Below are 23,903 nucleotides of genomic sequence, written 5' to 3'. Positions count from 1 at the left end.
TAGTCTTTGATGGTGCGCAGCGTTGGGATCAGGAGCCGCAGGGCCGGTCAGGCCGATCAACGTCGGGCCGAGCTGCTGCGGGCGGCACGCAGAGTGGTGATGGAGCGGGGCATGGCGGGCACCCGGGTGGCCGACATCGCCAAGGCCGTCGATGTCAGCGGCGGCCTGATCCACTACCACTTCGCCACCAAGGACGAGCTGATCACCGAGATGCTACGGGCGGCGCTCGACAGCGAGAGCGCCAGGCTGCGGGAGCTGTCCTCGGGACCGGGCGCCCCGATCCAGCGGCTCGACGGCGTCCTGCGGTTCTACCTGCCCGATTCGCGTGGCGACCAGAGCTGGGTCCTGTGGATCGACGCGTGGGCGGCCGGGTTGCGCGAGCCGTCCGTGCAGGCGATCGTGCACGAGCTGGGCCGCTCGTGGGTGGCCGCGGTGGAGACGACGATCAGTGAGGGGGTGCGGGCCGGTGTTTTCGCGTGCGCCGATCCCCGTGGTGCCGCCGAGCGCATCGACGCGATGCTCGACGGTCTGATCGTCCGCTACACCCTGGGCGACCACACCCTGACCCGCCAGCGGCTGCTTGAGCACGCCCGTACGGCCGCGGCTCACGAGGTGGGCCTCACCCCCGCCGACTTCTCCGCCGTGGCCGCGAGCGGCAACTGAGCGCGTCGCAGGGGCATTCGCGGGGCGTCTCAGGCGGGCAGTGCCGCCAGTAGGTACGCAAGCCGGTCGGCGGCGGCGTCGATGTCGTGGGAGTCTCCCAGCCGGTAGCCCCACGACGTGACGAAGGTGCCCTGCGCGGAGCAGGTGACCGTCTCGAAGAGCGTGGCGCTGAACCGATTGCGCACGCACACGTAGGCCGGGTCGCAATTCAACGCAACGCTTTGCACCGATAGATCGGCATGCCGGCGGGCCGCGCCGGCGAAGCGCTCAAGACAAGACAGGGTGTCCAGCATCTGAGTCACCTCCGCAACTTTTTCTCGCGACAGGATTGCACGATGGCGAAGGAGGATGCAAGCAATTGCAGGGGTTAGTCCCCTAGAGCATCAGTCTGTTGCGCGAAGTCGTCCAGGATGCGCACGATGACGGCCCTTGCTTCGTCACGGAACGAGGCGACCTCGCAATACTCGTCGAAGACGCGGCTGTAGAACTCGATGTCCCCGGCCTCGCGGATCATCAGCTCCTTGGTGCGCGTGGAGACGCCGACGAGGACGTCGTCGTAGAGCCAGAAGCCGTTCATCGCGGCCGAGGGCAGCGGCGCCTCGAAGGGGATGATCCCGAACTCCACGTTGGGCAGCGTGCTCACCGCGAGCAACCGGTCGAGCTGGCCGCGCATCACGCCGATCGGCGCGAGCCGGTAGCGCAGCGCCGCCTCGGGCATCAGGAAGCGGAAGCGCCGTTTGCCGTCGTAGAGGATCTCCTGGCGCTGCATCCGCACCCGGATGGCGGAGTCGATCTCCTCGGGCGCGCTGTAGATGCGCTTGATCTTGGCGAACACGTTGCGCGCGTACTCGGCCGTCTGGAGGAGGCCGATGATCAGGCCGGGCTCGAATACCCGGAACAGGTGGGTCCTGGCCTCCAGGTCGCGCATGTCCTCCTGGATGGCGGCGAGACCGCTGCGGTGCCGCTGCCTCCAGGAGTCATGCCGTTCCGCGAGGCCGATCACCTGACCGATCAGCTTCTTGGTCGATTCGGGCGCGGCGTCGACGGCCTGCGCCCACATGACGACGTCCTCTTCGGAGGCCGTCTGCCGGGCGTTCTCCAGGCGTGAGACCTTCGACGCCTGCCAGCCGAGCCGTTCGGCCAGTTCCTTGCCCGAGAGTTGCGCGCCCTCGCGAAGCTGCCGGAGGTGCATGCCCAGATCGATTCGGGCCTGCTGGAAGCTGCTCAAACCTACCTCCGGGTGGACGCCGACCGGTCGGCGACGACGGGACTCTGTCGCCGGCCCGAGGAGTCACGAATGCGGAAGACAGTAGACCGCAATCGCCGCGCAATCCAGTGGGCGCGCCCGAATCGTGATCAACGGATCCGGATCCGTCTCAGAGGTGGCCCATGACCCGGCGTGCCACCTCCGTCAGGAGCTCCAGGGGGACCTCCACCACCGTCTCGCCTTCGAGCACGTCGCGCAGGTCGCCGAGCGCGTCGGCGTCGGTGACCTCCATGCCCTGGACGACGATGGTTCCTCGGTCGGTCTCGTACAGAGTTGGGCAGGCACCCGCCTCAGACGTGGACCCGAGAAATCGCAAACGCATGACCGATCCTTCCCCGAGCGGACCTCGCTATGCAATTGCGCGCAATTGTAGCGATCACCGGGGACTGGATCTTTATAGCTACCCAGAAGGTATAAATTCTGGTCACAAACGTGCAACTACCTGCCGGGCGACTGGTCGGTGACCGCCCAGGACGGCGGGCGGCGTTCCATGAACGCCCGGATGCCCTCCTGGCCCTCCGCCGAGGTGAAGCGCTCGGCGGACAGCGCGGCCATGCGGCGCATGCCCTCCTCGACCGGGATCGCGGGCACGTCGCGCACCAGCCGCTTGGTGATCGCCAGCGCCTCGGGGCCGCCCAGGCGCAGCATGCCCGCGTAGTGCGCGACCGTGGCGTCCAGCTCGTCGTCCGGCACGGCTCTGGTGAGCAGGCCGATCCGCGCGGCCTGGGCGGCGTCGAAGACCTCACCGGTCATCAGGTACTCGGCGGCGGCGCGCGCCTCCACCCGGCGCAGCACGGTGACCGAGATCATCGCGGGGACCACGCCCAGGCGCACCTCGGAGAAGGCGAACGACGCGGACAGCGGCGCGATCGCGAAGTCGCAGGCCGTCACCAGGCCCAGCCCGCCGGCCCTGGCCGTGCCGTTGAGGCGGCAGATCACCGGCTTGGGACTCTCCCACAGCGTCTTCATGATCTGCGGCAGCGCCTCGGTCACGGGGGCGGAGGCCGGCGCGCCCGGTTCGGCCGCCCGCTGCTCGGAGAGGTCGGCCCCCGAGCAGAACACGGTGCCCGTGGCGGTCAGCACCACGACCCGGACGGTGTCGTCGTCCAGCGCCCGGTCCAGCTCGGCGGCGAGCTGCGCGAGCAGCCGGGCCGACAGGGCGTTCCGGTTGCGGGGGGAGTCCATCGTGACCGTGGCCACCCCGTCCGCGACCTCACCGTGCACCAGTTCTTCCACGCCGTCCACCATCCGTTCGCGCGTCGTACGAGCCGGTCGTCCCCCTGTGCGCCAGGGGAAATCCAACCTTCGCATGTCCGTGCGAACGGCTCGGCGCCGGTCTCCCCGATCAGCCGCAGTGGCTCCAGCCGCTCTTCCAGGCGATCGAACCGTATGAACCGCCCCAGATGACGCACTTCTTGGCCGCGGCCAGCCGGACGGGCCCGGCGTAGACGGTGAACGACCCGCTGTCGCGGCCCGTGGAGCCGCCCTTCACCTGAAGGGTGGCGCTCATCGCGATCTTGCCGGGGACCACGTACTTGGAGAGCGTGACCACGCAGTTCCGGCCCGCCGCGGCGCTGTAGAGCAGGTAGGCGGTGGCCTTCCCGCCGAGCGAGTGGGAGTTGATGACCTTGTAGCCGGAGCCGCACACCCCGGCCGGGCTGTTCGGGTTGGGCTTGGGCGGGGCCGTCGTCTTGGTCGGCGTGGGCTTCGGCTTGGGCGGGGCCGTGGTCTTGGTCGGCGACGGCCTGCTGGTGGGTCTGGTGGTCTTGGTGGGCGGCGGGGGCGTCGGCTCGGAGGTGGGCTCCGGGTCGGGCTCGCTCGGCTCCGCGGTCGGTTCCTTCGTCCGATTTCTGGTCGGCTCGGGCGAGGCGGTACGCTCCGGGGCCGGTTCGCTGGTCCGGGTGCGCTCTCCGGCGGCGTGTTCGCCGCCGTCCCCCGTGCGTGACGGGCGGGCCTTCTTGGTGGGCGCCGGGGAGGTCCAGCCGTCGGTCGCGGGTTCGAGCGGCGGGGGCACCTGCGTCAGGGGCTCGCCGGGCGACAGGGCGTTCCGCGTGGCGGCGGCGGTCGGGGACGAGCCGTCCGCGCCGCCGTCGGCCATCAGGGTGAAGGTCCCGGAGTTGGCCAGCACCACGGAGCCGCCGCCGAGGGCCAGCAGGCCCGCCGTCGCGGCGGCGGCCATCACCGCGGGGCGCCTGCCCCGCGCGCGCGGCCGGTGCCGCGCGGGCCCGGTGACCTGCTCGCGGATGTGCCCTGGCTGCCGCTGCCCATGGGCCGGAGCCTGCGGCGGGTGCGCGGCGGTGCGCAGCGGCGCGATCGGACGGCCGGTCAGATGCCCCACCAGTTCCTCGGCGGTCGGCCGCAGCGCCGGGTCCTTGGCCAGGCAGGCCGCCACGACGTCACGGATCGGCCCGGAGAGGTCGCCCAGGTCGGGTTCGCTGTTCAGGATCCGGTTCATCACCACCGGGATGGAGTCCTGGCCGAACGCCGGTCGCCCGGTGGCGGCGAAGACCATGGTGACGCCCCAGGCGAAGACGTCGGAGGCGGGGGAGATCGGCGCCCCGGCGAGGTGCTCGGGCGCGAGGTAGGACGGCGTGCCCATGGCGATCCCGGTCGCCGTGGTGCCCGGGGCGTCCAGCGCCCTGGCGATGCCGAAGTCGATCACCACGGGCCCCTCGGGGCCCATCAGCACGTTGGCGGGCTTCAGGTCGCGGTGCAGGATGCCCGCCTGGTGGATGGCGGCCAGCGCGGTGGCGGTGCTGATCGCCAGCCGTTCCAGCGCGCCGCCCCGGCGCGGCCCATCACGGTTTACGAGCTGGCGCAGCGATGGCCCGGCGACGTACTCGCTGACGATGTAGGGACGGTTGCCCGCCAGGTCGGCGTGCAGCACGCGGGCGGTGCAGAACGCGGCCACCCGCTGGGCCACCGCGACCTCGCGCAGGAACCGCGCGCGGGCGTCCTCGTCGGAGGCCAGACCGCCGTGCAGCAGCTTGACCGCGACCTGCTCGCCGGACCGCCCGCGGCCCAGATAGACGACTCCCTGACCGCCTTCGCCGATGCGTCCGATCAACTGGTAGGAACCCAGTGCGCGCGGGTCGTCCGGGCTCAGCGGCTGGGCCTGCACCGGCGCTACCTCCCCCGACAAATCACCCGAAAATGTCTAACTCTGGTCAGTCACGCTACCAAAGTGCGAGTTGGGGCGGGTGGGATAGCGCCGGATCGATCGGTCAGATGGCCTTGCCCGGGTTGAGAATGCCGAGCGGGTCGAAGACCCCCTTGATGCCCGCCTGCAGGTCGCGGGTCAGCGGGCCGCTCTCCAGCTCCAGCCAGCGCCGCTTGAGCAGTCCGACCCCGTGTTCCCCGGTGAGGGTGCCGCCGAGGTCGAGCGCCGCGCGGAAGACCTCGTCGGCCGCGTCCCACACCTGCTTCGGCGGCTCGGGCACGCCGTGGTCGAAGACGAACACCGGGTGCAGGTTGCCGTCGCCGGCGTGGGCCACGGTGCAGATGAGCACGTCGTGCCGGGCGCTCGCGGCCTCGATCGCGGTCATCATGTCGGGCAGCGCGGAACGCGGCACGCAGACGTCCTCGACCAGGCAGGAGCCGAGCCGCTCCTTTGCGGGGTACGCCATCCTGCGGATGCCGATGAGCCCCTCGGTCTCGGCCGGGCTGTCCGACACCGCCACGAACGAGGCGCCGTGCTCGACGCATAGGTCGTGCATCCGCCGCGCCGCGTCGGCGCCGTCGGCGGCGTCGGACTGCGCGATCAGCATCGCCGCGACGGACGGCTCCAGGCCGATGTTGCGCCAGTCGTCGATGGCCTTCAGCGTGGCGCGGTCCAGGAGTTCGAGCAGCGACGGCTGGCACCCGGCGGCGATGATCGCCGACACGGCGGAGGCGGCGTCGCGCAGTGAGCCGAACTCGGCGGCGATCGTGGCGGGCGCGGTCAGCGGGGCGCGGCGCAGCCGTACCGTGGCGGCGGTGATCACGCCGAGCGTGCCCTCCGAGCCGACGAACAGGCCGGTCAGGTCGTAGCCGGTGACGCCCTTGACCGTGCGGCGGCCGGTGTTGAGTATCCGGCCGTCGGCCAGGACGACCTCAAGGCCGAGCGCCGAGTCGCGGGTCACGCCGTACTTGACGCAGCGCAGGCCGCCCGCGTTGGTGGCCAGGTTGCCGCCGATCGTGGAGATCTCGTACGACGACGGGTCGGGCGCGTACATCAGGCCGTGCTCGCGCGCGGCGGCGTCGAGGTCGGCGGTGATCACGCCGGGCTCGACGACGGCGATCTCGTCGGCCGGGGACAGCTCCCTGATCTCCGCCATCCTGGCCAGGGACAGCACCACCGAGCCCTCGGTCGCGGTGGCCCCGCCCGCCAGGCCGGTGCCCGCGCCGCGCGGCACCACCGGCACCCGGTGCTCGGTGGCCCAGCGCATCGTCTCGACGACGTCGTCGCGCCCGGCCGCCAGCACCACGCCGAGCGGCGCGCCCGGGTCGAGGAAGGTGCGGTCTCTGGCGTAAGAGTCCATCACGTCGGGATCGGTGATCACCCGGCCGTGGGGGAGGGCCTTCACGAGGAGGTCAATGGTGGAGCTGCTCACGACCACGACTGTACGCGGCGCTCTATCCCACTTCCTCCCCGACCTTCCGCTTAGCCCGATCGCGGCTTGATGTGGTACCGGACCATTGTGCTATGCGGCTGCCCTAACAGGTACGCCGGCAGCCGTAATGGTGTTTTTCTGACCGTCCCCGATCGTACCTCGATCACAATTCCGCAACATACACAATCGGCTTTACTCTAGCTTTACCTTCTCCTCTAACGTCCCGATTGGCGGATTCTAGGATGCCGCGTCACTGGTGTCCCAAGGATCCGGTAACGGCATGCTGAGACCCGGCGTGCCAGGACATGTGCCCGGTCATCCCGGGCGAGGGAGGATCAGTTTGTCCAGCAGAGCCAGGGGCGCCGGCCGGCGCCTACTCGCGATCGTCCCGGCGATCGGGTTAACCGTCGCCGGCCTCGCGGTGGTGGGGGCCGCCGCCCCGTCGGATACGTCAGTGGCGCGCTATCAGCCCAGCGCCGCCGACCAGTACATCAACTACGCGGCACCCCGCGTGGAGCAGGAGAAGGACGAGAAGTCGCTGTCGGGACGGGAACGCTCCCTGACGCCGGCCCAGAAGATCGACCGGAAGTTCTCCAGCGGTAACCCGGTCACCGGCCGCGTCCTCGCCGAGCGCGAGCGCGAGGCGATCAGGACCGGGAAGAACCCCGCCGACTTCATCTTCAAGAAGTCCAAGCAGACGCGTACCGCGAAGCTGCTCACGCTCCTCGTGGAGTTCAACGAGAACGCCAACGACGACTTCTCCGGGTTCAAGCGTCCCCGTGAGATCGGCAGCGACGCGACCGACTGTGTGACCGAGCCGCAGGGCACCAAGCTCAACGGCCCGCTCCACAACAAGCTGCCCAACCCGGCCACCCTGCCCAAGAAGGACAACAACAGCTTCTGGGTGCCGGACTTCAGCCCGGCGCACTTCAACAAGATGCTGTACAGCAAGCAGGGCATCACCGACCGGGTGCGCAAGGACCTCAAGGGGCCGGACGGCAAGCCGGGCATCGACATCTCCGGCTACACCATGAAGAACATGTACGAGGAGATGTCCAAGGGCGCCTACTCGGTCACCGGCGAGGCCGTCGGCTGGATCAAGGCCCCGCACTCCGAGGCCTGGTACGGCGCGTCCGCCTGTGGCGGCGTCGCGCAGGACATGTCCGGCCACCCCGACAACAAGCTCGGCGCGGCCCAGCTCGCGATCGACGCGGTGAACGTGCTCGCGGCGCAGCGTCCGGACTTCCCCTGGGCCGACTACGACGCCGAGGACGTCTCCGACGCCGACGGCGACGGCAACTACGCCGAGCCCGACGGTGTGATCGACCACCTCGTGCTCGTGCACGCCGGAGCCGACAAGTCGGGCGACGGCGGCGAGCAGGGCACCTACGCCATCTGGGCGCACTCCAGCGCGGTGGCGGGTGGCTACAAGGTGCCGGGCTCCAACGTCAAGGTCTCCAACTACATCGTGCAGCCCGAGGACTCCGGCGTCGGCGTCTTCGCGCACGAGTACGGCCACGACCTCGGCCTGCCCGACCTCTACGACACCTCGGGCAACGCCGAGTCCGCGGTGGACTTCTGGGACCTGATGTCCAGCGGTTCCCACTCCGGGCCGATCTTCCAGTCCATGCCGACCCACATGGGTCTGTGGGACAAGTGGGTGCTCGGCTGGGCCAACCCGAAGGTCTTCAACCCGGGTGACAAGTCACGGACGGTGATCGTCGGCCAGACCTCGCGGACACCCAAGCTCACCGAAGACGGCGTGCGGGTGAACCTGACCAGCGCACCGTCCAAGATGGTCGAGCCGCACAGCGGCACCAAGACCTGGTGGTCGAACCTGGACCAGGAGTGGGCCGACGTCAAGCTCATGCGCGACATCCAGGTGCCCGCCGGGGCCGACCTGAAGTTCCGCCTCTGGAACAACTACGAGATCGAGCAGGACTGGGACTACGGCTTCATCGAGGTGTCCACCGACGGCGGCGCCACGTGGGCCCAGCAGAAGGTCTACGACCAGGCCGGCAACGAGGTCACCACGCCGGACGACTACCCGGACCCGAACAAGAACCTCTCCACGTTCGGCAACAAGAAGTACGGCCTGACCGGCAACACCGACGGCTGGCGGCACGACTACGTCGATCTGGCGCCGTTCGCCGGTAAGACGATCAAGCTGCGGCTGACCTACAACACCGACGCGGCCTTCACCCCGCGCGGCTGGCACGCCGACGACTTCTCCATCACCAACGGCGCCACCACCGTGTGGAGCGACGACGTCGAGGGTGGCGCCAACGGCTGGGCCGCGGCCGGTGGCACCAACACCAACACCCACGGCGGCGGCTGGGCCCAGAACGACGGCTTCCGCGCCATCGACCGGTTCTACCTGGCCGAGTGGCGGAACCTGGACGGCTTCGACAAGGGCCTGCAGTACGCCTACGACTCGACCTACCTGCGCGACGGTTCGTGGAAGGTCGAGAAGATCCCCTACAACGCTCCCGGCATGCTGGTGTGGTACCGCGACTCCACGTACACCACCAACCAGATCTCGGGCAACGTCGGCGCACCGCCGAGCATCGGTCCCAAGGGCAGCCTGCTGCTGGTGGACTCGCACTACGACCCGCTGCGGCGTAAGGGCCAGGCGGCGGAGAAGGACCCGAGCCTGAGCAAGAACCTGCCTGGCCGGGCCCAGACCTCCAACGCGGCCTTCTCCGTCAAGAAGACCTCGCCGTTCACAGAGTGCTTCGAGGCGCCCGGTGAGCCGTTCAGCGAGTACTGCACCAAGTTCGCCGCACAGTCCGCCGTCCCGAACTTCACCGACGCCAAGACCTGGTACCCCGGTCTCGAACTCCGTGACGGCTCCCTCTACTACCGGGACGGCGACGCCTCGGTGGTCGTGCCCTCCAAGAACGACCAGCGCTACAGCACCCGGGTCGTCAACGTGGACGGCACCCCGGCCAAGGACCTGTACGGCCAGGTCGTGACAGGTGACCACGTTCTCGGCTCCGGCAACCCCGGTGACGAGGGCAAGGCGCTCGGCGTCCAGTTCCGGCTGCTCACCCCGCTGCCGGGCAACCTCGCCGCGTTCATCCAGGTGACCCCTCCGAAGAAGTAGCCTCGCCGGCGGCCGGAAACGGCTCGCCCGCATGACGGCGCGTCGCCGCCGCCGGTACACCCGGCGGCGGCGACGTGTTTCGATCATGGTCGTACAATGAGCCTCCTTCCGGCGGTCTATCCGCCCCCTGGGCGGGAAGGTGACCCGCTGGCGGGCAACGGGTGCGATCACCCACTCATCGGTCGAGGGAGAGCGTGAGCGAGCAGCGCAGCAAGGCCGAGCACACCACGGCCATCCGCACGGAGCGGAAGGCCGCCGTGGTGATCAACACTCATTCGCGCAGGGGGCGGAGGCGCTTTCCCGAGGCGCTCGCCCAGCTCCGCGCCAAGGGGTTCGACCCGATCGCGGTGCACGCGGTCCTCAACCCCAAGCGCCTGCGGCAGACGCTGGAGAGCGCCATCGCGACGGCGCCCGACCTGCTCGTGGTGGGCGGCGGCGACGGCACGCTCAGCACCGCCGTCAAGCATCTGGCGCACCGGGACGTCGCGCTCGGCGTCCTGCCGCTCGGCACCACCAACAACTTCGCCCGCAGCCTCGGCCTGCCGCTGGACCTGCCTGGGGCCGTCGAGGTGTTCCGCAGCGGCAAGGTCGCCGACATCGACCTCGGCATGGCCGACGGGCGTCCCTTCGCCAACCTGGCCAGCTTCGGGGTCTCGGTGGAGGTCGCGGGCACCGTGCGGCCCTGGCTCAAGCGGCTGCTGGGGCGGGCCGCCTACCCGCTGACCGCGCTGTCCATTCTGCCCGGGCACAAGCCCTTCCGGGCCTACATCACCGTGGACGGCCGCCGCCACGAACTGCTCACCCACCAGCTCAACGTGGCCAACGGCCGGTTCCACGGCGGGTGGCAGGTGGCCAAGGACATCAGCATCGACAACGGCACGCTGGTGGCCTACCAACTCGGCTCGGGCAAGCGGCTGCGGCTGCTGACCGAGACCATGGTCAGGGCGGCCACCGGCAGGTGGCGCAGCCTGGCCGGGGGGCCGTTCGTCACCGGCGGCGAGATGTACCTGGAGACCGACCCGCCGATGGCGGCCGACGTCGACGGCGAGGTCCGGCTGCGCACGCCGATCACGCTGCGCACGGTGCCCAACGGCCTGCGGGTGATGGTCCCCGCCGACTTCGAGGACCGCTGAGCGCCACGGGTTTGCGCCCGGCACCCGGGGTAGTCGAGCGGGTACGGCCGGAGCGGCCGGCCGTGTCGAGTGGAGGTTCCAGATGCGCGAGACCGACCCCGGGGAGACGCACACCGAGAACACGGCGGGCGAGATGGGCGCGCACCGGCTCTCCGTGGGCGAGGCCGTCCCGCCCGATGAGAGCGGGTCGCTGAACGTTCCCCCGAAGACGCAGGCCGGGCCGGTCCGCGGCGACGTCTGGAACGAGGCCGCCGAGGGGGCGGAGCCGGCCGTTCCCGCCACGCGCGGGAAGGCCGTTCCGGAGTCCCTCAGCGCGCCCGTCACGGGCGAGGAGACGGGGGAGGAGCCCCGGCGCCGGGGGCCTTCCCGGCTGCTGCTGGCGGCCGCGGGCACGGTGGCCGTGCTGGTCTTCCGCGCGCTGCGCAAGCGGCGTGCCAAGGGCGGTGCCAAGCGGGCCTGAACCGGGTCTTCGACGCGGGCCTGAACGAAGGTGTCGGAGGGCCCTGACAGACTGGGCCGCGTGGAATGCCTATTCTGCGCCATCGCGGCCGGCGAGCGGCCCGCGCACCTCGTGCTGGACGACGACACCGCCGTCGCGTTCCTCGACACCCGGCCGGTGTTCAAGGGGCACGTGCTGGTGATCCCGCGTCTCCACGTCGAGACCCTGACCGACCTGCCGGTCCCCGTCGTGGGGCCGTTCTTCGAGCGGGTGCGGCAGGTGGCGGGGGCCGTCGAGGAGGGGCTGTCGGCGGCGGGCACGTTCGTGGCCATGAACAACCGGATCAGCCAGAGCGTGCCGCACCTGCACGTGCACGTGGTGCCGCGCAACCGCAAGGACGGCCTGCGGGGATTCTTCTGGCCAAGGGTGAAATACGCGGATGACGCCGAGGCCGCGGCTTACGCGGAAAAGATCCGCTCCGCTCTTCACCTCTGAGGGGTTAGCCTGCCGCTGTGGCAACAGTGGAACCCCTCGTCGCGGTGCTGGTCGTGACCTTCCTGCTGGTGGTGCCCGCGTTCGTGCTGTGGCGCCTACTCGGCGGGCGTCGTGAGCTGGGCAGCAGCCCCGCCGAACGGGCCACCTTCGAGACCCTGCACACCGCCTCGCTGGCCGCGCCGCCGCTGCGGGCCGGGCTGACCGAGACCGGGGCCACCAAGGCGTCGCGCTACCTGCGCGAACTGCTCGGCTCGCACGCCCTGGCGATCACCGACGGCGAGCGCCCGCTGGTCTACGATGGCGCGGGCGAGCACCACGCCGCCGCCGCCTTCGACCTGGCGGGCGTCACCTTCAAGGACGGCAGGACTCACGTCTTCGGCCCCGACGTGGTCACCTGCGACGTCCCGGAGTGCCCGATCAGGTTCGCGATCGTGGTCCCGCTGACGCCCGACGACCGCGTGGTGGGCACCCTGACCTCCTACGGCGACCACGCCTCCGCCGGACTCGTCCGCGCCGCCCAGGAGGTCGCCCGCTGGGTCGACTCCCAGCTCGAACTGGCCGAGCTCGACCGCTCGCGGACCCTGCTGATGGAGGCCGAGGTCCGCGCGCTGCGGGCGCAGATCTCCCCGCACTTCATCTACAACTCGCTGACCACGATCGGCTCGTTCGTCCGCACCGACCCCGAGCGGGCCAGGGAACTGCTGCTGGAGTTCGCCGACTTCACCCGCTACTCCTTCCGCAGGCACGGCGACTTCACCACGCTCGCCGAGGAACTGCGCTCCATCGACCGCTACCTCATTCTGGAACGCGCCAGGTTCGGCGACCAGCTCCAGGTCACGCTGCGCATCGCCCCCGAGGTGCTGCCGGTGGCCGTGCCGTTCCTGTGCCTGCAGCCGCTGGTGGAGAACGCGGTGCGCCACGGCCTGGAGAGCAAGCCGGGCACCGGCCGGATCGCGATCGTCGCCGAGGACGCCGGGGCGGAGTGCTCGATCAGCGTCGAGGACGACGGCGTCGGCATGGACCCCGAACGGCTGCGGCTCATCCTGTCGGGCGACGGGGCCGATCGCTCCGGCGCGGGCGGGGTCGGCCTGGCCAACGTGGACGTGCGGCTGCGCCAGGTCTACGGCGACGAGTACGGCCTGGTCGTGGAAACCGCCTCCGGCGCGGGCACCAAGGTCAACGTGCGGGTGCCCAAGTACCATCCGGGTGTCTCGGTGCGTTGATCTTCGGTCCACCGTTGACTTCTGGTGCCGGTTTCATCACTCTCTAGTGCATTCGCACGTAAGGAGGAACCCGGTGGTCGGCCTGCGCGTACTGGCGGTGGACGACGAACTGCCCGCGCTGGAGGACCTCGCGTACCTGCTGCGGGCCGACACGAGGATCACGGAAGTGGAGACCGCCCGCGACGGCGCCGCCGCGCTGCGGCTGCTGGACCGCGGCATCGCCGAGGGCCGCCCGATCGACGCCGTCTTCCTCGACATCCGCATGCGCGGCCTGGACGGCGTGGTCCTCGGGCGCCTGCTGTCCCGCTTCGCCAACCCGCCGAAGGTCGTCTTCGTCACCGCCTACGAGGAGCACGCGGTGGACGCCTTCGAGATCAAGGCCGAGGACTACCTGCTCAAACCGGTCAGGCCGGAACGGCTGGCCGAGGCGATCCGTCGCGTGTGCGTGGCCGCCGACCTGCCGGAATCCGACGCGGCCGGCCGCGAGCCCGACACCATCCCGGTCGAGCTGGGCGGCGTGACCCGCTTCGTGTCCAGCACCGACGTCAAGTTCGTGGAGGCCCAGGGCGACTACGCCCGGCTGCACACCTCCACCGGCAGCCACCTGGTCCGGATCTCGCTGGCCACGCTGGAGGAGCGGTGGGCCATCGCCGGCTTCGTCCGCGTCCACCGCAGCCACCTGGTGGCCGTCAAGCACATCGACGAACTGCACATCGACTCCGGCCGCTGCGTGGTGCGGGTCGGCGACACGGAGATCCCGGTCAGCCGCCGTCACACCAGGGGGCTGCGCGATCTGCTCGTCCGCAGGGCCCGCCGCGCGCAGGCCTAGACCCAAGCACGACCACCAGGGGAGACGATGACAGACAGATCGCGTAGGATCTCCGCGTCCGGCGACCGTTCGCGCCGGGTGGTCGTGACCAGCCCGCGCACCGTCGCGGCGCGCCGTCCGCGCTATCCGGTCGCCCGCGAGATCGACGAGCAGACCCGGCTGGGCGAGGTCTACCTGCGCTCGCTGATCAGGACCCAGCTCCGGCTGGCGGTGTTCGTCTGCACGCTGCTCGGCTGCGTGATCGGCGGGCTGCCGCTGCTGTTCCTGCTGGTGCCCGAGCTGGGCGCGGTCCGCCTGGCCGGGATCCCGTTGCCCTGGGCGGTGCTGGCCGGTCTGATCTTCCCCGCCTTCGTGATCGGGGCCTGGCTCTACGTCCGGCAGGCCGAGCGCAACGAGCGCCACTTCGCCGACCTGGTGGACGGCGGCGAGTGAGCACCGCGTACGGCCTCACGTCGGTCGTCCTCGTGGTGCTCGCGGCGGTGCTCATCGGCGCGTTCGGGCTGCGCCTGTCACGCACCACGTCGGACTTCTACGTCGCCTCCCGGACCGTCTCCCCGCTGTGGAACGCCTCCGCGATCGGCGGCGAGTACCTGTCGGCCGCGTCGTTCCTCGGCGCGGCCGGGCTGATCCTCGCCTACGGCGCCGACATGCTCTGGCTGCCGGTCGGCTGGACCGGCGGCTACCTGGTGCTGCTCGTGCTGGTCTCCGCCCCGCTGCGCCGCTCCGGGGCCTACACCCTCCCCGACTTCGCCGAGGCGCGGCTGTCGTCGATGACGGTCCGCCGTACGGCCAGCGTGCTCGTGGTGCTCATCGGCTGGCTGTACCTGATGCCGCAGTTCCAGAGCGCGGGCCTGGTGCTGCGCACGGTCACCGGCGCGCCGGTGTGGGTCGGCGGCGTGCTGGTGGCGGTGGTGGTCGCGGTCAACGTGCTGTCCGGCGGCATGCGCTCGATCACGTTCGTGCAGGCGTTCCAGTACTGGCTGAAGCTGACCGCGCTGGCCTTCCCGGCGATCTTCCTGCTGCTCGCCTGGCGCTCCGGCGGCTCGCCGGGCATCAGCGAACAGGACGCGTCCACCTGGGCGCTGCCGCTGGCCAGCGAGCGGGAGTACCCGCTGTACTCGACGTACTCGCAGATCCTGGCGACCTTCCTGGGCACGATGGGGCTGCCGCACGTGCTGGTGCGGTTCTACACCAACCCGGACGGGCGGGCGGCGCGCCGTACGACGCTGGTGGTGCTGTGCCTGCTCGGGGCGTTCTACCTGCTGCCCGCCGTGTACGGCGCGCTCGGCAGGCTGTACGCGGCGGACCTGATCGGCAGCGGGCGCACCGACGCCGTCGTGCTCACCCTTCCGGGCCGGCTGATCGCCGGGTCGTTCGGCGAACTGCTGTCCGCGCTGGTCACGGCCGGGGCCTTCGCCGCGTTCCTGTCCACCTCCTCGGGCCTGACGGTCTCGGTGGCCGGCGTGATCGCCCAGGACATCCTGCGCGGCGGCGTTCGGTCGTTCCGCGTCGCCACGGTGCTGGCGGTGATCGTCCCGCTGGTGCTGGCCGGCGCCGCGCGCTCGCTGCCGGTGGCCGACGTGGTGGGACTGGCCTTCGCGGTGGCCGCCTCGTCGTTCTGCCCGCTGCTCGTCCTGGGCATCTGGTGGTGGCGGCTGACCTCCACGGGCGCCATGGCCGGGCTCCTGGCGGGCGGCGGGCTCGCCTCGGTCGCCGTGCTGACCACCATCGCGATCGGCCCGCACGACGGCTGGCCGGGGGCGATGCTCGCCCAGCCGGCCGCCTGGACGGTGCCGGTGGCGTTCGTGGTGATGATCGTGGTCTCGCTCGCCACGCCGAGCCGCGTGCCCCCCGACGTGGCCCGCACGATGGTGCGCCTGCACGCCCCCGAGACCCTCAACCTGAACCGCGGCGACTGGCGTCCCCGCCGGTCGTAGAACGGTCATCGGCCCCGGTCGTGAGGGGAGCGGCGACCGTTCGTCGTGGATATCCGACCTTTCACCGCATTGCCCCGCCTGCTGAACGCCACGCGCCGACGACTCGGCGAACGGCACCGCCGCGCCTCTTCTGAGGGGGTGACTTCGCCTCTTACCGTATCCGTGATCCACATCACAGCCTCGGGAGGGCTCGGTGACCACCAGAGAACATGACGCGTCCGTCTACGAACAGGTGCAGTCCAGTCAGGAGTTCCAGGAGCTGAAACGCCGCTTCCGCTCATGGACCTTCCCGATGACCGTGGCCTTCCTGGTGTGGTACCTGCTCTATGTGGTGCTCTCCGGCTGGGCGCGGGACTTCATGGGCATCAAGCTGTTCGGCAACGTCAACGTGGCGTTGGTGTTCGGCGTACTCCAGTTCGTCTCCACGTTCTGGATCGCCTGGGCGTACTCCAGGCACGCGGCGAAGAAGCTTGACCCCCTTGCCGACAAGCTCCGTCATGAGGTCGAGGAGAGGCAGCAGTGAGTTCTCAGGCCCTTTCCACCACACTGTTCCTGCTGTTCGTCGCGGCGACGCTGGCGATCACCTTCTGGGCCAGCAGGAACACCAAGGACGCGACCGACTTCTACGCCGGCGGGCGCTCGTTCAGCGGCGCGCAGAACGGCCTGGCGATCGGCGGCGACTACATGTCGGCCGCCTCGTTCCTCGGCATCGCCGGCATCATCGCACTGTCGGGCTACGACGGCTTCCTCTACTCCATCGGGTTCCTGGTCGCGTGGCTGGTGGCGCTGCTGCTGGTCGCCGAGCTGATGCGGAACTCCGGCAAGTTCACCATGGCCGACGTGCTGGCCTTCCGGATGAGCCCGCGCCCGGTGCGGACCGCCGCGGGCGTGTCCACGATCACGGTCAGCATCTTCTACCTGCTGGCCCAGATGGTCGGCGCGGGAGCGCTGGTAGGCCTGCTGCTGGGCGTCGAGAGCGCCGCCGGCAAGGCGCTGACCATCGTCGGCGTCGGCGTGCTGATGATCGTGTACGTGGTCTTCGGCGGCATGAAGGGCACCACCTGGGTGCAGATCGTCAAGGCCGTGCTGCTGATGAGCGGCGCGGCTCTGATCACGATCCTGGTGCTCTCGCACTACGGGTTCAACTTCTCCGGACTGCTCGGCGACGCCGCCGCGCAGAGCGGCAAGGGCGCGGCGTTCCTGGAGCCCGGCCTGAAGTACGGAACCGAGGCGCAGGGGCTGGCCGGGAAGATCGACCTGATCAGCCTGGGCCTGGCGCTGGTGCTGGGCACCGCGGGCCTGCCGCACATCCTGATCCGCTTCTACACGGTGCCGACGGCCAAGGACGCCCGTAAGTCGGTCATGTGGGGCATCGGCATCATCGGCGTCTTCTACCTGCTCACCCTGGTCCTCGGCTTCGGCGCCGCGGCGCTGGTCGGCGGGAAGGCGATCGCCGCGCAGGACAAGGCGGGCAACGCGGCGGCGCCACAGCTCGCCAGGGCCATCGGCGACCTGCTGTTCGGCAGCGTGGGCGGCACGATCCTGCTGGCGGTGATCGCGGCGGTGGCCTTCGCCACCATCCTGGCCGTGGTCGCGGGCCTGACCCTGGCCTCCTCCTCCAGTTTCGCCCACGACCTGTACGCCCACGTGATCAAGCGGGGCAAGGCCACGGAACGCGACGAGGTGAGGGTCGCCCGGATCTCCGCCTTCGTGATCGGCGCGGTGGCCATCGGGCTGGGCATCCTGGCCCAGGGCCAGAACGTGGCCTTCCTGGTCGCGCTGGCCTTCGCGGTGGCTGCCTCGGGCAACCTGCCCGCGATCCTCTACAGCCTGTTCTGGAAGAGGTTCAACACGGTGGGCGCGGTCTCGGCCATCTACGGCGGCCTGGGGTCCGCGCTGGTGCTGGTCATCTTCTCACCAGTGGTGTCCGGCAGCGCCACGGCGCTGTTCCCGGGCGCCGACTTCTCCTGGTTCCCGCTGCAGAACCCGGGCATCGTGTCCATCCCGCTCGGCTTCCTGGCCGGCTGGATCGGCACCCGGCTCAGCAAGGAGTACAACGCCGCCAAGTACGCCGAGATCGAGGTGCGCTCGCTCACCGGCGTCGGCGCCGAGCAGGCCGTGAAGCACTGATCGGCCCGGCCTTGGCGTTCACAGTGTGCAAGGTGTGCAAGGTGTGCAAGGTGTTCACCGTGTGATCCGCGGCGTGCGGACGGGGCCCCGGCGAGCGACGCTCGCCGGGGTCTCGCCGTCCCTAGGCGGGCACGCGGACCTTGGCCCGCTCACCGGGCACCGGCGGCGGACCGGCGAGCGCGGTCAGCTCCGTGAGAGCCGCGCGCAGATGCCCGAACAGCCGCCACACGTCGTCCACGTGGCGGGGGCAGGCCAGCAGCCCGAAGCAGAGCGAGCCGTCGTAGGAGAAGCAGGTGACGCTGAGCCCGCCGCTCAGGTCGGTGACCACCGACATCGGGTAGTACGCCTCGACCCGGCCGCCGCACAGGTACAGCGGGAATCTCGGGCCTGGCACGTTGGAGACGATCAGGTTGATCGGCGGGAACGCCATACCGGCCAGGCGGAAGACCGGCGCGGTGGCCAGCGCGGTCACCGGCGGCGGCAGGATCGTGGACAGGTCGCTCAGCCAGGTCGCGGGCGACGACGCGAAACGCCGCTTGGCGGCGGCCATCGCGCTCTTGGTGGCCAGCAGGCGGCGCAGCGGATCGGCCACGTCGGTGGCGATCGGCACGGCCATGGCCGAGATCCGGTTGCCCGGCTCGCCGGAGCCGCGCCTGCGTGCGCCGACCGGCACGGCGGCGATCAGCGGGCGCTCCGGCAGCGCGTCGCGCTCGCGCAGCCAGGTGCGCAGAGCCGAGGCGCACAGCGCCATGACGACGTCGTTGACGCTCATCCCGAAGGCCCTGCCGACGCGCCTCAGCTCGGCCAGCGGCAGTGAGCCGTACGCGAACCGGCGCTGGCCGCTCACCGGGCCCGTGAGCGGCGTACGGGGCACGTCCAGCGGGGGCAGGGCGGGCACGTCCGGCTCGCCGCCGAGCAACCGCGCCGCGCGCGCCACCCAGCGCGCCCCGGGCAGTGTGGCGGCGACCGGCACCGCGTCCAGATCGGCCGCCGTACGGCGGAGCGAGTCCAGCGCGCGCACCGGATGCGTCACCGAGCGCATCGCCGCCCCGGCCAGCATGGTCAGCGGCCCAGGTGCCGTGACCGGCTCGGCGGGCTCGGCCGGAGCGGGCTCGCGGCCCTCCGGGGCGAGGTCCAGCACGGCGGCCAGGGCCTCCGCCCCCGACACGCCGTCGATCGCGCAGTGGTGGACCTTGGTGTAGATGGCGACCCGCCCGCCCGACAACCCGTGGATCAGGTGCATCTCCCACAGTGGGCGGTCCCGGTCCAGGCGCCGCTCGTGGATGCGGGCCACGACGTCGGTGAGCAGCTCGGGGGCGGGCAGCGTTGTCTCGTAGACGTGTTCCGCGGGGTCGAAGCCCGGATCCTCGGTCCAGTAGGGGAGGTCCAGGCCGAACGGCACCTCGGCCAGGCGCATCCGCAGTGCCGGTGCCAGATGGATCCGGCGGCGCAGCAACGCCGCCAGTGTCCTCGCGGTGATCGCGCCAGAGGGGGCGCGGGCCGGATCGACGATCGCCACACCCGCCACGTGGGCGGTGGTCGTCGGCGACTCGGCGTGGAGGAACTGCGCGTCGAGCGCGGTGAGCTGGCGCATCATCTCCACCCTCCTGCCGGGAACGTCCGTGGGATCATCATCGTGCCGTCGCGTTTCTGGGATGTTTCATACCGGTCTCGGGGATATTCTCCCAGGTGAAATCCCGGCAATTAGCCGTTAAGCGTGGTATTTCTTAGTGATTCTTTGCGGTCCGGACCCGTGTGTGGAAAAAATTATCCCTGATCATCGGTGCCGTTACGGTTTGTGAGCCATGCTCATGCACGTACGACACGCACCGGATGCGACACTACCGCCCCGAACATGTACCCATGGACGTTGAAGGGCATGTATCCGGGTTGTGTGCCACCGGTCTCATCGGCCGCGCGGGCGAGCAACGTGTGCGCGCCGGGCCGCGGTGACCTCCACGTATACCGCCAGCGGACCCACCCGGCGGCCGGCCGTGGACCGCGCAGCCGGGCGCGTTCCCAGCTCGCGCCGCCGTCCGTGCTGACCTCCACCCGCACCACGCGGCCCGCGCCCGACCACGACCTGCCGCGCAGCACCAGCGTCCGGTGGGCGGGCAGCACGGCGTCCCAGGGCAGCTCGAAGGCGCTCTTGACCCCCTGAGCGGTCAACGGCGGACCACCGCCGGGCGGGTGGTCCGGGCCGAACATCCGGTAGAAGCGGGTGTTCCACGGCGAGAAGAGCGGCTCGGCCGACACCTCGATGTCGCCCACCCACTTGATCGACGCGACCCCCACCCAGGACGGCACGACCAGCCGTACCGGGAAACCGTGGTCGGGCGGCAGCGGCTCGCCGTTCATCTCATAGGCCAGCAGCACGTCGTCGCACGCCTTGGCGATCGGCAGCGGCCGGCGGACCCTGCCGTAGTCGATCCCCTCGCAGACGTAGGGAGCGTCCAGCCCGCTGGGCAACACGTCCACCGCCTCCGGTGAGAGCCCGGCCCGCCGCAGCACCTCCACCAACGGCACCCCCCGCCACCGCGCCACCCCGACCCCACCCAACCGCCACGGCACCCCGGGAACCGGAGTCCCCTGCTGCTCCCCGAACAGCACCCGCCCATTCCCCGCACACTCAATGGCGGCGTCCACGGTCACGGCCGGCATCTCCAGGATCTCGCCGTACCCGAAGGAACAGTCCTCGCGCACCCCCGCCCCATGAACCCGCAACCGCCATCCCGCCGCGTCGATCACCGGCGTAGCGGTGTGATTCCGTACAAAGAACCGATCATTGGGCACGAAGTAGCCGGCATCCGCGAGCGCCTCCCAACGAGTCTCCGCACTGGCCCCATGCACAACGAACCACCCGTCCGGCAACGCTTTGACGATCCCACCCACCACCCCACCCCCCGTCCCCACCGGCCCGCCCCGACGCCAAGCACCACCCGCCCACGACCGGCCCCTCGCCCCCCGATCCGCCCGCCACCGGTTTCCCCCATTGCATCCGTCCCGGTATGGAGCGCCATCTCGCCCGCAACCTCGCCCTTCGGCCCCTTGCCCCGTCCGCGGCCTCCCCGCCTGGGTGGCCCGTGACTTCGTCCCGCGTCGCGTCCGCAGGTCGATCGGCCGTCCCTTCGCCTGGTCCACGGCGGCCTGTCGTCGCCTCTCTGTCTGGCCCCTCGCTGGTCGCGGGGTGGTTTTCCCGTATACCTACCAATCCGGCGGTGTGCCTTATGGGTGGTATGTGGGCAAATGTCGGTATGAGTGGTGAGTCGAAGGATCTGGACGGCACGCGGGCGAGGCGGGCCGATGTTGAGCCTGGGGGGCGTGGGCGGCGGCGGGTGGTGCGGCGGCCGCATCGAGGGAAGGGGCGGTTGGCCGCGCCGCCGGCGGACGGCGAGTTGGCCGCCACGTTCCAGCGCGGGCCGATGCCGAGTTTCCTTGGGATGAACACGTTTCTCGGGGTTCCCTACCTGGAGGATCCGCTGCGCGTCGGTGAGCATGAGGTGGCCGTGGCCGGAGCGCCGTTGGACACCGGTGCCGCGCATCGGCCCGGTCCCCGGTACGGCCCGCAGGGGATGCGGCGTGCCTCGTCGCGCAGCGCCCCCGCCGACACCGCGCTGCGCGACCGCCTGGACATCGTGGACGTCGGCGACGTCTTCATCGCCCCCGCCGACACCGCGAAGGCGTTCGACCAGATCACCAAGGCCGTGCAGCACATCGTGTCGAACGGCGTGTTCCCCGTGATCCTCGGTGGTGACCACTCGATCGGGTTCGCGACCGCGCGCGGGGTGACGAACGCGCTGGGGGAGCGGATCGGGGTGATCCATTTTGACCGGCATCTGAGCGCCGGGGGGAGCGGCTCCAGTGATCGGCCGCCCGCCGTCCAGGGGTGCTGGGCGGCGCACGAGGTGCACTTCGACGCGGGCAACCTGGTGCAGATCGGAGCCCGGCAGGCCCCCACGGACGACGCACGCGCAAGTGGCGGCGGTGGCCTGGTGATCACAGTGGCGGATGTCGAGGAACGCGGTCTGGAGGCCGTCGCGGATGTCGCGCTGGAGGCGGCCTGGGCAGGCGGGGCGCGCGGGGTGTTCCTGTCGTTCGACGTCGACGTGGTGGATCCGGGGTTCGCGCCGGGGACGGCGTGGCCCGAGCCGGGCGGGCTGACCCCCCGGGAGGTGCTCCGCCTGGTGCGGCGGTTCGCGGCGGAAGGGCTGGCCGGAATGGAAGTGGTGGAGGTCTGCCCGCCGTACGACTCTTCGGACGTGACCTCGCTGCTCGGGGTGCGGCTGGTCTGCGAGGTGCTCACGGCCTCGGCGGACGCCGGGCACCTCGGCCGCGCACGGCCCTGACGCTCGGCCGCGAAGGGCGCTAGCGCCCCTCGCGGCCGAGGAACGCGAGCAGCCGGTCGAGCGGCCAGGTGTTGATGACGTCGTCGGTGGTCAGCCAGGCCCGCTGGGCGATGCCGACGCCGTAGCGCTGGTTGACCAGGTGCGGGATGGCGTGGGAGTCGCTGTCGATGGAGAACTTCACCCCGTGGTGCCTGGCCAGGCGGACCAGGTCGTCGGGCAGGTCGGAGCGGTCGGGGTAGGAGTCGATCTCCATGGCGGTGCCGGTGGCGGCGGCGCGGCGGAAGACGGCGTCCCAGTCGGCGTCCACCGGGCCGCGCTTGCCGATCTTCCGGGTGGTCGGGTGCCCGATGATGTGCACCTGCGGGTTGTCGCAGGCCGCGATGAACCTGGCCGTCATCTCGTCGCGGGACTGGTTGAAGTGGGAGTGGACGCTCGCCACCGTGACGTCGAAGCCGGCAAGGACCTCGGCGGGCCAGTCGACCGAGCCGTCGGGGCCGATGTTGAGCTCGGTGCCGTGCAGCAGTCGCATGCCGGGATACGACTCCTGCAGCCGGGCCAGCCGCTCCCGCTGGGCGAGCGCCTTGTCCAGCGTCATCCGCTGCATGACCAGGTCAGGGGCGTGGTCGGTGACGGCGTAGTAGGAGTAGCCCAGCCCGGCCGCCGCGGCGACCATGTCGCCGAGCGATGCGATGCCGTCGGTGAGGTCGGTATGGGTGTGCAGGTCGCCCCGCAGGTCGTCGAGGGTCACCACCTCGGGCAGCTCGCCGCGCAGCGCGGCGGCGACCTCGCCGCCGTCTTCGCGCATGGTGGGCGGGATCCACGGCATGCCGAGGGCCTCGTAGATCTCCTCCTCGGTGCGGGAGGCGATCACCCGCTCGCCCTCGAACAGGCCGTACTCCGACAGCTTCCAGCCCTTCTTCACGGCCATCTCGCGGATGCGGACGTTGTGCTCCTTGGAGCCGGTGAAGTACTGCATCGCCGCGCCCCACGACTCGGCGGGTATCAGCCGGAGATCGACCTGCACGCCGCCCGTGGTGCGGATCGAGGTCTTCTTCTCCCCGGCCGCGATCACCTCGGCGACGTAGGGCATCGCGCGGAAGTCGGCCATCAGCTCGGCGGGCCCGACCGCCAGCACGTCGATGTCGCCGATGGTGTCCTTCATCCGGCGCAGCGAGCCCGCGTAGGCGATGCGCTCCACCCGGTCGTCCGACAGCGAGGCGATGACCTTTTCGGCCAGCTCGGTGGCGATGCCGATGTGCACCCGGCGGCCCGCCTGCTCCATCTGCTCGATGCCCTTGAGCAGGTTCTCGGCGGTGCGCGGGCCGAGGCCCTTCACCCCGCTCAGCCGCCCGGCGGTGATCGCCTCGCGCAGCGCGTCGGGCGAGTCGATGCCCAGCTCGGTGAACAGGAAGACGGCCTTCTTCGGGCCGAGGCCGGGGATGCGCGTCATCCGCCGCACGCCCTCGGGGATCCGCCCGCGCAGGTCGTCGAGCTGACGGAAGCTGCCGCGCTGCAGGAACTCCTCGATCTTCTTGGCGATCGCCTCGCCGACCCCCGGCACCGAGCGGACGTCGCCGCCCGCGATGTCCTCCGGATGCCCGGCGATGGCCTTCGCCGCCTTCTGGTAGCTGCGCACGCGGAAGGCGTCGCCCCCCGTCATCGCGAACAGGTCGGCGTATTCCTGCAGTGCCGCCGCGGCCTCATCGTTTGCCCGAGCCATGCCCTCAGCGTAGGGGGTGACTC

21 protein-coding genes are annotated in these 23,903 nt (G+C 70.7%); 12 read left to right on the top strand and 9 right to left on the bottom strand.

Annotation, left to right across the window (positions count from 1 at the left end):
- Nucleotides 1–12 precede the first annotated feature (12 nt).
- Nucleotides 13–663 carry a TetR/AcrR family transcriptional regulator gene (locus P3X83_RS06830; protein WP_277304001.1) on the top strand — a complete coding sequence of 217 codons (651 nt, stop codon included), beginning with the start codon at nucleotides 13–15 and terminating at the stop codon, nucleotides 661–663.
- Nucleotides 664–692: 29 nt separating this feature from the next.
- On the opposite strand, the gene P3X83_RS06825 is transcribed toward P3X83_RS06830, so the two are convergent.
- The 6 genes from P3X83_RS06825 to P3X83_RS06800 form a co-directional block, all read right to left on the bottom strand.
- Nucleotides 693–956 (bottom strand): hypothetical protein, encoded by a 264-nt coding sequence (locus tag P3X83_RS06825; protein WP_277304000.1) that lies wholly within the window; start codon nucleotides 954–956, stop codon nucleotides 693–695.
- Nucleotides 957–1,030: 74 nt separating this feature from the next.
- Nucleotides 1,031–1,891, bottom strand: a complete 861-nt coding sequence (locus tag P3X83_RS06820) for a helix-turn-helix transcriptional regulator (RefSeq protein WP_277303999.1) — start codon at nucleotides 1,889–1,891, stop codon at nucleotides 1,031–1,033.
- 148 nt (nucleotides 1,892–2,039) lie between these two features.
- Nucleotides 2,040–2,252 (bottom strand): hypothetical protein, encoded by a 213-nt coding sequence (locus P3X83_RS06815; protein WP_277303998.1) that lies wholly within the window; start codon nucleotides 2,250–2,252, stop codon nucleotides 2,040–2,042.
- Nucleotides 2,253–2,368: 116 nt separating this feature from the next.
- Nucleotides 2,369–3,166 carry an enoyl-CoA hydratase-related protein gene (locus tag P3X83_RS06810; protein WP_277303997.1) on the bottom strand — a complete coding sequence of 266 codons (798 nt, stop codon included), beginning with the start codon at nucleotides 3,164–3,166 and terminating at the stop codon, nucleotides 2,369–2,371.
- Between the two features lie 109 nt (nucleotides 3,167–3,275).
- Complete coding sequence (locus P3X83_RS06805; protein ID WP_277303996.1) at nucleotides 3,276–5,051, bottom strand: serine/threonine-protein kinase; 1,776 nt, start codon at nucleotides 5,049–5,051, stop codon at nucleotides 3,276–3,278.
- Nucleotides 5,052–5,154: 103 nt separating this feature from the next.
- Nucleotides 5,155–6,522, bottom strand: coding sequence for an FAD-linked oxidase C-terminal domain-containing protein (locus tag P3X83_RS06800; protein WP_277303995.1), 1,368 nt, complete (start codon nucleotides 6,520–6,522; stop codon nucleotides 5,155–5,157).
- A gap of 454 nt (nucleotides 6,523–6,976) precedes the next feature.
- Between P3X83_RS06800 and P3X83_RS06795 the strand changes: the two genes are divergently transcribed.
- The 10 genes from P3X83_RS06795 (at nucleotide 6,977) to P3X83_RS06750 (ending at nucleotide 17,814) form a co-directional block, all read left to right on the top strand.
- Entirely contained in the window at nucleotides 6,977–9,628 is a 2,652-nt protein-coding gene (locus tag P3X83_RS06795) for an immune inhibitor A domain-containing protein (RefSeq protein ID WP_277303994.1), read from the top strand.
- A 194-nt stretch (nucleotides 9,629–9,822) separates the two neighbouring features.
- A complete protein-coding gene (locus tag P3X83_RS06790; protein ID WP_277303993.1) occupies nucleotides 9,823–10,761 on the top strand; it encodes a YegS/Rv2252/BmrU family lipid kinase in 939 nt (312 codons plus the stop codon).
- Nucleotides 10,762–10,843: 82 nt separating this feature from the next.
- A complete protein-coding gene (locus tag P3X83_RS06785) occupies nucleotides 10,844–11,221 on the top strand; it encodes a hypothetical protein (RefSeq protein WP_277303992.1) in 378 nt (125 codons plus the stop codon).
- Nucleotides 11,222–11,281: 60 nt separating this feature from the next.
- Nucleotides 11,282–11,695: an HIT family protein gene (locus P3X83_RS06780; protein ID WP_346742686.1), complete on the top strand. Its 414-nt coding sequence runs from the start codon at nucleotides 11,282–11,284 to the stop codon at nucleotides 11,693–11,695.
- Nucleotides 11,696–11,721: 26 nt separating this feature from the next.
- Nucleotides 11,722–12,918: a histidine kinase gene (locus P3X83_RS06775; protein ID WP_277304118.1), complete on the top strand. Its 1,197-nt coding sequence runs from the start codon at nucleotides 11,722–11,724 to the stop codon at nucleotides 12,916–12,918.
- A gap of 73 nt (nucleotides 12,919–12,991) precedes the next feature.
- Entirely contained in the window at nucleotides 12,992–13,747 is a 756-nt protein-coding gene (locus P3X83_RS06770; protein ID WP_277303991.1) for a LytTR family DNA-binding domain-containing protein, read from the top strand.
- Nucleotides 13,748–13,774: 27 nt separating this feature from the next.
- Nucleotides 13,775–14,179 carry a hypothetical protein gene (locus P3X83_RS06765; RefSeq protein ID WP_277303990.1) on the top strand — a complete coding sequence of 135 codons (405 nt, stop codon included), beginning with the start codon at nucleotides 13,775–13,777 and terminating at the stop codon, nucleotides 14,177–14,179.
- Entirely contained in the window at nucleotides 14,176–15,684 is a 1,509-nt protein-coding gene (locus P3X83_RS06760) for a cation acetate symporter (protein ID WP_277303989.1), read from the top strand. The genes P3X83_RS06765 and P3X83_RS06760 overlap by 4 nt, the downstream gene beginning before the upstream one ends.
- A 193-nt stretch (nucleotides 15,685–15,877) precedes the next feature.
- The gene (locus tag P3X83_RS06755; RefSeq protein WP_277303988.1) at nucleotides 15,878–16,207 is read left to right on the top strand and encodes a DUF485 domain-containing protein; all 330 of its coding nucleotides are present in this window, start codon (nucleotides 15,878–15,880) and stop codon (nucleotides 16,205–16,207) included.
- A complete protein-coding gene (locus P3X83_RS06750) occupies nucleotides 16,204–17,814 on the top strand; it encodes a cation acetate symporter (protein ID WP_277303987.1) in 1,611 nt (536 codons plus the stop codon). The genes P3X83_RS06755 and P3X83_RS06750 overlap by 4 nt, the downstream gene beginning before the upstream one ends.
- Nucleotides 17,815–17,935: 121 nt before the next feature.
- Here P3X83_RS06750 and P3X83_RS06745 read toward each other — a convergent pair whose 3' ends face one another.
- Complete coding sequence (locus P3X83_RS06745) at nucleotides 17,936–19,411, bottom strand: wax ester/triacylglycerol synthase family O-acyltransferase (RefSeq protein WP_346742685.1); 1,476 nt, start codon at nucleotides 19,409–19,411, stop codon at nucleotides 17,936–17,938.
- A 212-nt stretch (nucleotides 19,412–19,623) separates the two neighbouring features.
- A complete protein-coding gene (locus tag P3X83_RS06740; RefSeq protein ID WP_277303986.1) occupies nucleotides 19,624–20,664 on the bottom strand; it encodes a sulfite oxidase in 1,041 nt (346 codons plus the stop codon).
- Between the two features lie 590 nt (nucleotides 20,665–21,254).
- Here P3X83_RS06740 and P3X83_RS06735 point away from each other — a divergent pair.
- Nucleotides 21,255–22,160: an agmatinase family protein gene (locus P3X83_RS06735; protein ID WP_277303985.1), complete on the top strand. Its 906-nt coding sequence runs from the start codon at nucleotides 21,255–21,257 to the stop codon at nucleotides 22,158–22,160.
- A 19-nt stretch (nucleotides 22,161–22,179) separates the two neighbouring features.
- Here P3X83_RS06735 and polX read toward each other — a convergent pair whose 3' ends face one another.
- Complete coding sequence (gene polX, locus P3X83_RS06730; protein WP_277303984.1) at nucleotides 22,180–23,880, bottom strand: DNA polymerase/3'-5' exonuclease PolX; 1,701 nt, start codon at nucleotides 23,878–23,880, stop codon at nucleotides 22,180–22,182.
- Between the last annotated feature and the right edge of the window lie 23 nt (nucleotides 23,881–23,903).

Source organism: Spongiactinospora sp. TRM90649 (assembly GCF_029382225.1).
In the GTDB taxonomy this organism is placed as follows: domain Bacteria; phylum Actinomycetota; class Actinomycetes; order Streptosporangiales; family Streptosporangiaceae; genus Spongiactinospora.
This window is presented reverse-complemented; position numbering and strand designations above follow the sequence as displayed.

Bases quoted from the DNA above. Each gene is read 5' to 3' on its own strand.
- P3X83_RS06825 (WP_277304000.1), bottom strand. From the start codon at position 956: ATGCTGGACACCCTGTCTTGTCTTGAGCGCTTCGCCGGCGCGGCCCGC.
- polX (WP_277303984.1), bottom strand. From the start codon at position 23,880: ATGGCTCGGGCAAACGATGAGGCCGCGGCGGCACTGCAGGAATACGCC.
- P3X83_RS06765 (WP_277303990.1), top strand. From the start codon at position 13,775: ATGACAGACAGATCGCGTAGGATCTCCGCGTCCGGCGACCGTTCGCGC.
- P3X83_RS06745 (WP_346742685.1), bottom strand. From the start codon at position 19,411: ATGATGCGCCAGCTCACCGCGCTCGACGCGCAGTTCCTCCACGCCGAG.
- P3X83_RS06735 (WP_277303985.1), top strand. From the start codon at position 21,255: ATGAACACGTTTCTCGGGGTTCCCTACCTGGAGGATCCGCTGCGCGTC.
- P3X83_RS06785 (WP_277303992.1), top strand. From the start codon at position 10,844: ATGCGCGAGACCGACCCCGGGGAGACGCACACCGAGAACACGGCGGGC.
- P3X83_RS06815 (WP_277303998.1), bottom strand. From the start codon at position 2,252: ATGCGTTTGCGATTTCTCGGGTCCACGTCTGAGGCGGGTGCCTGCCCA.